The organism is Alkaliflexus imshenetskii DSM 15055, assembly GCF_000517065.1.
Classification (GTDB): Bacteria; Bacteroidota; Bacteroidia; order Bacteroidales; family Marinilabiliaceae; genus Alkaliflexus; species Alkaliflexus imshenetskii.
Genome location: NZ_KI912105.1, coordinates 614,898 through 627,794, shown reverse-complemented (window position 1 = coordinate 627,794; position 12,897 = coordinate 614,898). Strand labels below are relative to the sequence as shown.

Annotated in this window: 7 protein-coding genes; all 7 read left to right on the top strand. The window is 45.2% G+C overall.

Going from position 1 to position 12,897, the window contains the following annotated elements; all coding sequences use genetic code 11:
• The first annotated feature begins 409 nt into the window (after positions 1-409).
• Positions 410-2,971, top strand: coding sequence for a T9SS type A sorting domain-containing protein (locus tag ALKIM_RS19080; protein WP_157363737.1), 2,562 nt, complete (start codon positions 410-412; stop codon positions 2,969-2,971).
• A 283-nt stretch (positions 2,972-3,254) separates the two neighbouring features.
• Positions 3,255-4,247, top strand: a complete 993-nt coding sequence (locus tag ALKIM_RS0102750; protein ID WP_044117705.1) for a pectinesterase family protein — start codon at positions 3,255-3,257, stop codon at positions 4,245-4,247.
• Positions 4,248-4,316: 69 nt separating this feature from the next.
• Complete coding sequence (locus tag ALKIM_RS17405) at positions 4,317-5,522, top strand: glycoside hydrolase family 88/105 protein (protein ID WP_044117704.1); 1,206 nt, start codon at positions 4,317-4,319, stop codon at positions 5,520-5,522.
• A gap of 80 nt (positions 5,523-5,602) precedes the next feature.
• Positions 5,603-6,586: a pectinesterase family protein gene (locus ALKIM_RS0102740; protein ID WP_026473314.1), complete on the top strand. Its 984-nt coding sequence runs from the start codon at positions 5,603-5,605 to the stop codon at positions 6,584-6,586.
• Positions 6,587-6,660: 74 nt separating this feature from the next.
• Positions 6,661-8,370 carry a glycoside hydrolase family 28 protein gene (locus tag ALKIM_RS0102735; RefSeq protein WP_026473313.1) on the top strand — a complete coding sequence of 570 codons (1,710 nt, stop codon included), beginning with the start codon at positions 6,661-6,663 and terminating at the stop codon, positions 8,368-8,370.
• Positions 8,371-8,489: 119 nt separating this feature from the next.
• A complete protein-coding gene (locus tag ALKIM_RS0102730) occupies positions 8,490-9,239 on the top strand; it encodes a rhamnogalacturonan acetylesterase (protein WP_026473312.1) in 750 nt (249 codons plus the stop codon).
• Positions 9,240-9,662: 423 nt separating this feature from the next.
• On the top strand, positions 9,663-12,896 hold the full coding sequence (locus ALKIM_RS0102725) for a SusC/RagA family TonB-linked outer membrane protein (protein WP_026473311.1): 3,234 nt from the start codon (positions 9,663-9,665) through the stop codon (positions 12,894-12,896).
• Position 12,897 lies beyond the last annotated feature (1 nt).

Here is a 12,897-nt window from a genome sequence, read left to right as displayed (position 1 = left end):
AATCTTTTTTGAAAGTGAATGGTGTAAAAATGCGATGGCCAACTCTCCATTCCTTAGCTGATTTGTTTATGTTGGTGTTTGTATTTATCTGATAAACAATGAAAATCCAGTGTTGTGCGCAGTTCAAGCGTGTGAGTCAGTTCAAAATTTATTCTGTAACATACCTTGATAATTTCCGTTAACTGATTGGTCGGATGTGGCTGTTTTGTTCAATTAGGTGGGAGTATCTGGTTAAGATATCAGGTGCATGTTGAAGCTGCATCAATAAAATATAATTTTGAGTTTACAACATGTAATCTTCATGTTTTTAGTCTCATCCCGATTATCTGAATTGCCTAAGATGATTTGAGATTAAGGTTTTATTAGTTAGAGGAGTAGTGTGTGATATGTGAAATTTATTATGCGTGTTATGAGTAGATTTTTACTGATGTGGCGGATGTGGTTGGTATGTGCCTTTTTGGTCTCACCACTTTTGCAGATTGAATCGAGTGCGTCTTCTACGCCCGATTTGGAAATAAACAGCGCACCCATTGCTTTTCCGGGAGCGGAGGGTTTTGGCAGGTTTACCACCGGCGGGCGCGGCGGAAGGGTGATTTATGTTACCAACCTGAACGACAGTGGTCCCGGGAGTTTCAGGGCAGCGGTAACTGCCAGTGGCCCAAGAATCGTGATGTTCAAGGTTTCAGGTGTAATAGAACTGCAATCGCGCATAAGCATTTCAAACGGAGATCTTACCATTGCCGGACAATCAGCTCCGGGCGATGGCATCACCCTGAAAAATTATACGGTTTATGTTGGTGCCAGCAACGTCATCATCCGCTTTTTACGTTTTCGCATGGGCGATGAAAAAGCCACTGAAGATGATGCCATTTGGGGACGCCGCCAGAGCAACATCATTATAGACCATTGCACCATGAGTTGGGCAACGGATGAGGCGTCCTCTTTTTACGACAATGCAAACTTTACAATGCAGTGGTGTTTGTTGTCTGAGAGTTTGCGGAACTCAGTGCACGACAAAGGCCGGCACGGATATATGGGTATTTGGGGTGGCCAAAAGGCGAGCTTTCATCACAACCTGATAGCACATCACGACAGCCGCAATCCCCGTTTTTGTGGCAGCCGTTATACCAACAGACCCGATCTTGAATTGGTTGATTTCAGAAACAATGTGATTTATAACTGGGGAGGCAATAGTGCTTACGCAGGCGAGGGCGGAAGTTACAACATGGTTAACAATTACTACAAGCATGGCCCGGCAACAAGTTCAGGTGTGCGGTATCGCATTATGCAACCCAATGCCGACAATGGCGGCAATTCTCAGCCCGCCGGTGTGTGGGGCAGTTTTTATGTGAATGGAAATTACGTGCATGGCAGTTCATCAGTAACTACCGACAATTGGGTGGGGGTGCATCCCAATCCCTCTTCAAAAAATAAGAGTGAGTTGAGATCCAATATAGAGTTTGCCAAGGGCCAGATAACCACGCATTCTGCATCTGATGCGTTTGATGCCGTGTTGGCATGGGCAGGCGCCAGTTTGCGTCGCGATGCAGTGGATGATCGCATCGTTCACGAAACGCGAACCGGAACATTTACTTTTCAAGGGTCAAACGGCAGTACCAATGGTCTTATTGATTCTCAGGCCGATGTGAACGGCTGGCCAGTTTATCAGGCAGACGAAGCTCCGGTTGATACCGATGGCGATGGCATGCCCGATGCCTGGGAGATTCTTTATGGGCTGGATCCAAATAATCCAGATGATGGAAAAGCATATACATTGCACAGTATGTTTACCAACGTGGAGGTTTATCTCAATAGCCTGGTTCAACATATTGTGGTTGATAAGAATGCCAGCGGAGTTGCCAACTATGAGGATATTTATGATGTGATAGGAGGCGCGCCCGAGTTAACAGCCAATGGTATGGTGAACCAGTCTATTCAGGCAGGAGATGCCATCGAGACTGTTTCATTCTCATGGACGAGAGCTGCATCGGTCGTGGTTTCAGGTCTTCCAAACGGCTTGGTGGTTGATGTGGATAATGAAAATCATACTGTTACAATCAGTGGAACGCCCACACAATCGGGCGTGTTTGAGTTTACTGTATCTACAACCGGAGGTGTGTCTGTGGTAACGCAGTCGGGCGTGATCGAAATAGATGGTGGAGCCGGTTTTTTTCCGGTAAACAGCCATCTTTTAACGCAGTCTGTTATCACAGGTAGTCCAATTCAGAATATTGTAATTGATTGGGTTGGTGCTGCGGATGTTATTGTAGGTGATTTGCCTGTTGGCATCGATGTAAGTATTGATAACGTTAATCAGGAGATATTTGTTTCCGGAACCATTGCTCAAACCGGAAGTTATAAGTTTGGACTGACTACAGTAGGTGGGCTCACTACCGCCAGCCTCGAAATCAATATCCATGTGTTTGATGGCAATGCAGAGATAGTTAAGCATGGTTCCGGTTCCTCTAGTCAGACGCTTAATATGGGCGAATCCATTGCAGGATTTCATTTCAGATGGGTAAATGCTTTGGGTGTAGATGTGGAAGGGTTGCCCGAGGGAATAAATGTGATGATGGATTATGTGAATAAACATGCCATTTTTAGTGGTGCTCCTGTGCAGGCTGGTGTGTTCCAGTACACCATTCGTACCATTGGTGGGGTCACTACCGCCTCTCGTGGTGGCACCTTTACGGTGAATAACCCCACAAGTTCCGCACCTCTCTTGCGAAATGCTGATGATTTGGTAATGGCGTTTCCAAATCCTGTTCGCGATGTGTTACAACTAAAGTCTGCTGCCAATCTTGAAATGGCACGCATCAGAGTGATTTCGCCTGATGGCCGCATTGTAAAGGAGAAGGCTGTTTTCGGGTCAAAAACCGCCATCAGGATGGCTGATTTACCTTCAGGTGTCTATTTTGTGAAGGTTCTGTTTACCGATGGAATGACTGTTTCTGTAAAAGTGTTGAAGTAGCAATTTGTCTTAAAATAGGCGCTCTAAAGGTTTATTTCTTTAATGATTTAGACCTTTAGAGCGCTTTCATTTTTACTTTCGTTTCAGCGTTAATTTGTCCGGCAGTTTTTTGTTGATTCGTAAAGTGTTGCTAATTAGTGATTAGATAGTTTGACCACGTTACCCACAGACCAATTTGTTACACTTTTTTGGTCTATTTATACCTCTATGCTTCTTTTTAAGCTCGTTATCTTGCATTAGTTAATTAAAATAAAAAACTGTTCTCAAAAAAGAAGGTGACAGAATGTTGACTAAATGTAAAATAATTTGTGTGGGCTTTTGGATGGCGATGTCGTTCTCAACACTTAATGCGGCCGAAAAGGTTGAAGTGGTTGTTTGTGGCAATGGCAGTGGCGATTATTCTACGGTTCAGTCTGCCATAGATGCCCAACGGGCATTTTCTCCACGGCCAATCACCATCCATCTTAAGCCGGGCGTCTATCGTGAGAAAGTGGCCATCCCAGTCTGGATGACCGGCATTACACTCAAAGGTGAAGATGCTGCCACCACAGTTATTACGTGGGACGACTTTTCCGGGAAGCGCGATGGTATGCACACATTCAACTCCTTTACCATACTGATTGCAGGAAATGATTTTACTGCTGAGAACATCACATTTGAAAACCGCGCAGGCTCCGTTGGTCAGGCCGTAGTTGTGCATGTGGAAGGCGATAGGGTAGTATTTCGAAAATGTCGGTTCCTGGGTCATCAAGACACGGTTTATACAGGTCGTGAAAACAGCCGACAGTTTTTCGACAATTGTTACATCGAAGGCACAACAGACTTTATTTTTGGTGGTTCCACTGCTTTTTTCCGCAATTGCACCCTTCACAGTTTGCGAAACAGTTACATCACAGCGGCATCCACGCCTGCCAATATCGAATTTGGTTACGTGTTTGTGGATTGTCGCTTAACAGCTGCCGATGAGGTGGATCGTGTCTATCTTGGACGTCCCTGGCGCGATTATGCCAAAACGGTTTTTATAAATTGTGAGATGGGCGCCCACATACGTGATGAGGGTTGGCACAACTGGAACCGACCGGCGGTGGAACAACTCGTTTTTTATGCCGAATATGGCTCTTTTGGACCAGGCGCTAACTGTTTGAAACGGGTTGATTGGGCAAGGAGACTTAACAGTTCAGAAGCGTCAGCATATTCAATAGCCAATGTACTTGGTGGTTTCGATAATTGGGATGCCACAAGCACCGATGGCAATTATGGCGCAAGCCTCTATTAATGGTTTTTGGTGATACTAAACAAATATAAGCGCATTAATTTGAGTGTTTAACAGCTTAAGGTTCAGGATATGAAGTGTTGTGTATTTATTTTAAGTGTCTTGTTTTTATTTGGTTTGATGACTTCGTGCCGGCAACCTGCCGCTACCCACTCCGATTATCTTCAGTGGGCAGTAAAAATGGCTGATTCTGATATGAAGCGCAACCCGGAGGCCTGGATGATTGACTTTAGGCAAACACCCAAATGGGAATATACTCACGGATTGATGATGAGTGCTTATATGGCCCTCTACAAGCAAACAGGTGATGCACAATACCTCAGTTATGTAAAGGGTTTTGCCGAAAAATTTGTGAGTGACGATGGTTCCATACTCACCTATAAGCTCACGGGCTACAATATAGACAGGATAAACCCCGGAAAGTTTCTGATAGAGCTTTATCAGATTACCGGCGACGAAAAGTTGTTACGCGCTATAAACATGCTTATTGAACAGATGCGACACCATCCGCGTACCTCTGAAGGAGGTTTTTGGCACAAACAAGTTTATCCACACCAGATGTGGCTCGATGGACTATACATGGGTGCACCTTTTTTGGCTCAGTATGCCGTGACTTTTAATGACAGCTGTCTGCTCAACGATGTGGCATTGCAATATATCATAGTCGATAACAACATGTATAATCCTGCCATTGGCCTATATTATCACGGTTGGGATGAGCGTAAAACCCAGCTTTGGGCTGATCCGGAAACTGGTCTTTCACCCAATTTCTGGGGTCGCAGCATGGGATGGTTTGCGATGGGGTTGGTGGATGCGCTTTCATGGTTTCCCAATGATCACCCAAAGCGTCAGGAGTTGATACGCATTTTGCAGCGCACCGCCGAAGGTATCATAAGGCATCAGGATGCAGAGAGCGGACTTTGGTGGCAGGTGATGGATCAGCCGCACCGTGAAGGCAATTACCAGGAGGCCACAGCGTCGGTAATGCTAACTTATTTCTTGCTCAAGTCGGTCCGATTGGGATATTTGGATAGCTATTTCCTCAATTTTGCCCAAAAGGGTTACGATGGCGTTCTGAACCATCTTATCCGTACTGATGAGGATGGCACCATTTCGCTTGAAAAATGTTGCGCTGTGGCCGGTTTAGGTGGGAACCCATATCGCGATGGCTCTTACGATTATTACATATCGGAGCCAATAAGAGACAATGATCCCAAGGGTGTAGGACCATTTATTCTGGCTTCCATCGAAATGAGTTTGTTGGATGCTGTGGATTAATGTGTTTTTTGAATGTATGGATATTTAATGGATAATGCGTGTTGTGAATAATTTGTGAACATCTTTAAAAAGTAGTTTTAATGAGACGATATTTTTTGTTTGGGTTGATGGTATGGCAGACAATTGCAATGGTGGCTGCAACAGATATAAAATCCTATTTTATTGTGTCGGCCGATGGGAGTGGTGATTTTTCCACAATTCAGGAGGCGATAATGGCGGTACCTGATTTTCGAAAAAACGAGACCATCCTGTTTATCCGCAAAGGCATATACAAGGAGAAACTGATATTGCCCGAATCAAAAAGCAATGTGACCCTGATTGGTGAATGCCTTGAAAATACAATTGTTACCAATGATGATTATGCCTCTAAGCACAACCGGTTTGGCGAAGAGATGGGAACAACAGGGTCGTCGGGGTTTTTTCTGTTTGGCAACGATTTTACTGCACGCAATATCACCTTTGAGAACAGTGCCGGACCTGTGGGACAGGCTGTAGCTGTGCGCATTAGTGGCGACCGCGTGGTGTTTGATAATTGCCGGTTTCTGGGCTTTCAAGATACGCTATATCCTTACGGCTCCGAGGGCCGCCAGTTTTATTATAACTGTTACATCGAGGGAACGGTGGATTTTATCTTTGGATGGTCCACTGCATGGTTCGAGCAGTGTGAAATCTTCTCAAAAAACAGAGGTTATGTTACGGCAGCATCTACCAACCAGGATACAAAACATGGGTTTGTGTTCAGCAATTGCAGCATTGTTGGCGATGCACCAAAGCATTCAGTCTACCTGGGACGCCCCTGGCGCGATTATGCCCAGACTGTTTTTCTGAATTGTTACATGGATGAGTTGATTCATCCGGCAGGATGGCACAACTGGAACAAGCCGAACGCCGAGCAGACTGCTTTTTATGCCGAGTATAAATCACACGGCCCCGGTGCTGCTCCGTCGGAGCGCGTGACTTGGTCACATCAGCTTACCAAGGATGTTGCAGCCCAATACACTGTTGAAAATGTGCTGAGTGGTAACGATGGCTGGAATCCATGGTTAAAGGTGATACGAAAATAGAGGGGAATGATTACTCAATCCCTTTTGATTATAGATAGAATTTTTACATGAAAACAGATAAAAACAGAAAGAATATGAAAATCAGAAAATTCACCAACAGACTACTGTCTCTGTTGCTTTTAGGTTTTGTGGCATACGCATGTAGCAGTCCCGAAGCCAAAGGGCCTGATTATTCGTGGGTGTACGACAACATTGAGTTCGACATGCCCATTGTTCAGGAACCGGTTATTCCCAATAACCGCATCAATATTGCTGATTTAGGCGCTATAGCCGATGGCCGTACACTTAACACCCAATTTTTTGCTGAAGCCATTGATAAGCTCACAGCCAAAGGAGGCGGTAGTGTGATTGTGCCAGCCGGCATCTGGCTTACAGGCCCCATCGTGCTCAAAAGTAATATCAACATCCATTTGGAAGATGGTGCATTGGTTCGCTTCAGCGATGACTTTGACCTCTATCCAATTGTGGAAAGTACCTTTGAAGGTATCATGACCTGGCGCTGTCAGTCGCCAATCAGTGGCCGCGACCTGGAGAATATTTCATTCACAGGTAATGGAGTGTTTGATGGAAATGGACAAGCATGGCGCCCTGTAAAGCGCTTTAAAATGACAGCAAACCAGTGGCGTAACCTGCTCAAATCCGGTGGTGCCCTGGTGGATGATGGCGCATATTGGTTTCCTTCTGAGAGCGCAGCTCTAGGTTATGTGCGCGGCAATGGTAACAACATACCCATCTTCGACACTTTTGAGGAGTACGCGGAGGTAAAGGATTTTCTGCGTCCGGTAATGGTGAGCCTTATCAATTGCAAGCGTGTTCTGCTCGATGGCCCAACATTTCAGAACTCACCGGCATGGAACATTCATCCTCTGATGTGTGAACATTTAACCATCCGTAATCTCACCGTACGCAATCCATGGTATTCGCAAAACGGTGACGGTCTCGATTTGGAATCGTGCAAAAACGTGGTTATCTATAACAACAACTTCGATGTAGGCGACGATGCCATCTGTTTCAAATCGGGACGCGACAAAGAGGGTCGCCAGCGTGGCATACCTACCGAAAATGTGATTGTAAAAAACAATGTGGTATATCATGGTCATGGCGGTTTTGTGGTAGGCAGCGAGATGTCGGGCGGCGTGCGTAACGTGCATGTGTCTGAATGCACCTTTATGGGAACCAACATCGGCATCCGTTTTAAAAGCACCCGCGGACGTGGCGGTGTGGTGGAAAATATCTACATATCAAACATTAACATGATTGATATTCCCACGGAGCCCATTCGTTTCAACCTTTTTTATGAAGGTCTGGCACCAGTTCTGGATGATGGCACCAGTAGTACCGGCCTGATTGGCACTGATGTGGCACCAAAACCAGTTACCGAAGAAACACCCTCATTTCGTAACATCTTTGTGAAAAATGTGGTGGCCAATGGATTTGGCAATGCAGCGTTGTTCATGGGACTTCCGGAGATGAAACTTCAGAATGTGCGTCTCGAAAATGCCGTGATACGTGCGCCTAAAGGTTTTAACATGATTGATGTGGATGGCGTGGAGCTTGTGAATGTGAAAATTATTCAGGAGACCGGCCCTGCACTGACTATTTTCAATAGCAGCAATGTGTCTGTTAGCAATTTCCAATTTGATACTAAAGAGAATAAACCCGGCGTTGTGGTGGCCGGTGCTGTTTCTGAAAATATTAAACTCAACAGGGCTGACTTTGCAGACCCGGCAGCTCAGGTAATCACCATAGGTGGTGCGTCCAAAGATGCTGTTGTATTGAACTAGTTAGGTGTGATGATGATAGAGCCGGGAAATCTTCGGATTACTCCGGCTCTATCTTTTTCGAATTTACACATTTGGTCTGTTTATGATCTAAATGTATGGTTAACACAAATTGTGAACACATGAAGTATTTTTTCTATTTGCTTGTCTCATTGCTTATTCTGAATGGATGTAAGGCACCGCAGCATGATGAGATTACCATCTTTTTGGCTGGCGACTCCACCATTGCCGACAAACCGTACCGCACCGGTAATCCTGAGAAGGGCTGGGGGCAGGTTTTGCCACTCTATTTTAACACCGGCGTGCGCATCGACAACCATGCCGTTAATGGCCGCAGCACCAAAAGCTTTATCGATGAAGGCAGGTGGGAGCTGTTGGTTGACCAATTGAGACCGGGCGATTATGTGTTCTTTGGTTTTGGACACAACGATGCAAAATCCGAAGACTCCACACGGTATGCTGCCGCCTGGGGCGATTATACCAACAACCTTTTACGTTTTATTGATGAGGTGCGCAGCCGCCAAGCCATTCCTGTATTAACCACATCTATAGTGCGCCGTCGTTTCGATAGTGCCGGTAAACTCATTGAAACACATGGCGACTATCCGGATGCCGTTCGCCGACTGGCTAAAAAGAAAGATGTGGTTATCATTGATTTGAACCAATCTACTTTTGAAATGGTACAGCGATTTGGCGAGTTTCGCTCCAAAAACCTTTATTTGCATATCGATACCACAGAATATACGCATCTAACGGCAAATATTGTGGATGATACGCATTTGTCGGCCTATGGTGCCTTTAAAGTGGCCGATCTGGTTGTGGCCGGTATACGCGATAACTTTCCCGAGCTGGCAAAGTATCTGAAGAAGTAGGAGGGGTGGTTAAGTAATGCACGTTTTGAAGCCGGATAAAGTGGAGCGGAGACTATACTTTTTCAAGGTTTCTTTGTTAATTTTTAAAATTGATTTCAACACGTTTTTGCATACTTTTTTCCGCAATTGACATTTTTGCTGGTTTGTTAAGATGTTGACATATAGAGTTTAGAGAGTTTGTGGCAGGTGTTTTGAGTCAATTTGTGACCGTAAATTCGATAATTACTCTACACGAGGTAAGATGGCTTGTGTATAAATTGCAACAGAAAGGTTAAGGGTTGTTAAGGGTAGTCCTGAATGGTTAGTAAAGCATTGTTAACAACTTAATATTTGAAGATAGAACTCACTTTTATAAAAAGTACTGCAACAAATTGTTAATACAAAACAATAGTTTAATGGTGTAATACCTTAGTCAATATTATTATGAGAAAAAGAGAAATTGTAAAATTGCTATTTTTCGTGGGTATATGGGCCTTTGGGGTCTCAGCATTTGCCCAGGAGAGCAGATTAATCCGCGGAAAGGTTGTGGATACGCAAGATTATCCACTTCCCGGGGTTAATATCATAATCAAGGGAACAGGTACGGGAACCGTAACTGACTTTGACGGCAACTACCAACTACAGGTAACCGACGCTGCCAATGCTGTATTGGTTTTCCGGTTTATTGGATTCAACGAGCAAGAGATTGCGGTTGGCGCGCAGAGTACCATTAATGTAATAATGGCTGAAAGTTCCATTGGACTTTCTGAAGTGGTGGCCATTGGTTATGGTACAGCCAGACGACGAGACCTTACTGGTTCGGTGGCTTCTGTTGGCGAGTCTGTATTGAGCAATGCCCCCGTTGCTTCTGCTGCCGAAGCTATCACCGGACGTTTGGCTGGTGTGCAGATTACGACCACAGAAGGTTCGCCCGATGCCGAGGTGAAAATTCGTGTACGTGGTGGTGGCTCTGTTACTCAGGACAACGCGCCCCTTTACATTGTAGATGGTTTCCCTGTAGCATCTATCTCTGACATTGCCCCATCTGACATTCAAAGTATCGACGTGCTGAAGGATGCATCGTCTGCTGCTATTTATGGTGCGCGCGGTGCTAACGGTGTAATTATTATTACTACCAAGTCGGGCTCAGAAGGTAAAAGCACTGTCTCTTTCAATTCTTATGTGGGTGTGAAAAAGATTTCCAAGTATCTGGATGTGTTAAGTCCACGTGAGTTTGTAATGCTCCAAGGCGAAATAAGTGGAACCACTGCCACAGACTTTACCCGTTACTTTGGTGATTACAGGGATTTGGACCTTTATGATTATCAAAAAGGAACTGATTGGCAAAAAGAGATGTTCGGACGTGAGGCTATCACTCAGTATTATAACCTGAGCATCACCGGCGGTTCTAAAACATCAAGATACAATCTGGGCGTGACACGCACCGATGAAGAAGGCATCATGATTGGTTCTGGTTTCGACCGTACCAACGTGAACTTCCGTTTCACCAACGACATCAACGACAGGGCAAGCTTTGAAGTTAACTTCCGCTTGGCATATACCAATGTAGAAGGTGCCGGTTTGGCCAGTTCAGGACAATCATCAACCAGCCGTTTGCGCCATGCCATTCAGTTTCGCCCTACCATGGGTCTGATGGCATTTACCGATGAGGTGGATTTGGCCTTGCTTGAGGAGATGGAAAACTCAAGTGCGGTGTACAACCCAATCGATGTGGCCAACGACGATTTTGAAGAGCAGCGTCGTATCAACACCAACGTTAATACTGCATTTAATTATAAATTACTCAGTAACCTGACTTATCGTTTCGAGGCTGGTTATTCTATTACCGACCGCCGCACCGACCGTGTATTTGGTCCCACCACTTCTCAGTCGCGTAGTCAGGGTTCCGGTTTCCCAATAGGTATCATTTCCAACGCAAACAGCGAAGGTTACCGTATTGCCAACATTATGACTTATGATCTTGACAGAATCAATGGCGTACATTCGTTGAACCTGATGGTGGGTCAGGAAGTAAATGCCGATTGGACCAAGAGCACAACCATGCGTTCACGTGAATTTGCCGTGGAGATGTCTCCCGAAGCGGTTATTGCTGCCATGCGTAAAGGTCGTCCGGAATCAATCTCAAGCAACGAGAGTTATCCGCACCACATGGCTTCATTCTTTGGCCGTGCCAACTATAACTATAGTGACTTATACCTTCTTACACTTACTTTCAGAGCCGATGGTTCCAGTAAGTTTGCGCCCGGCAACCAGTGGGGATACTTTCCATCAGCTGCTTTTGCATGGCGTATGTCTGAGGAGTCTTTTATGGAAGGCACCAGACATTGGCTTTCGAACTTAAAGCCTCGCGTGAGTGTAGGTATGGCGGGTAACAACCGGATCGACGATGACCTCTGGAAACTTACCTATTCTACTGCTACCAGCGGAAAGGATTATTATATTAACAACGTTGAGCAGTCGCGCCTTGTGCCCGACAACGTAATGTCAAACGAGAATCTGAAGTGGGAAACCACCGTGACTCGCAACCTTGGTGTTGATTTCGGATTGTTCAACTCGCGCATCGATGCAGTTATTGACCTGTATCACAATACCACACGCGATTTGTTGATTCGTTCGCGCATACCTACCAGTACAGGTTACGGATTCCAGATGCAGAACATCGGCAGAACTTCAAACCGTGGTGTTGAGTTCTCTGTTAATGCCGGTATTATCGAAAAACGTGACTTCTCTTTCAACGCCGGATTCAACATCTCTTTCAACAGAAACAATGTTGATCGTTTGGGCGAAGAGAAAACCCTTCTGTTTGACTCAGGATGGTATGGTGGCGCCAACGGTCCCGGTATCGACTTCATCGTGAAGGAAGGCGAATCAATGGGTAAAATCTATGGCTATCAGTATGATGGTTTCTATACATTCGATGACTTCACCTTTACTAATAACCAGTGGGTGCTAAATGCCGGTGTGCCCGATAACCGCGCCGTATCCGGTGCTTCCTTCTTTGGCCCCGGTGCCATTAAATACAAGAAAATTGCAGATGATGGCACCAATGTGATTGGTCTGGAATCTGACAAAACAATCATTGGCGATGCCAACCCAATACATATCGGTGGTTTGAATCTGAATTTCAGATACAAGCAGTTTGACATGGGTACATTCTTTAACTGGGTGTATGGCAATGACATTTATAATGCAAACAAAGTGGCCTTCTCAATAGGGTACGACAGTTCGAACAAATACAGAAATGTATTGAACCGCATGAACTCTGAGAACCGCTTCATGTATATCGACCCGGCAACAGGTGACAACATCAGATTGGATCCTGCCAGATTACAGGCTGTTAACCAGGATGCTATTATCTATTCTCCGTTGCTCACCCGTTCACGGATGACTTCTGATGCCATTGAAGATGGTTCATTCCTTCGCCTTAACAATGTGACACTTGGATATACACTTCCCAAAACATTGGTTGAGCGCGTGAATATTTCGAGCCTGCGTGTGTATGTAACAGGCTACAACCTTTATACATGGACCAACTATTCAGGTTACGATCCCGAGGTTGACTCGCGTCGTGCTCAGGGACCTATGACTCCCGGTGTAGATTTCTCTGCATACCCCAGAAGCAGGTCTGTGATTGCAGGTGTTAATGTTACTTTCTAAA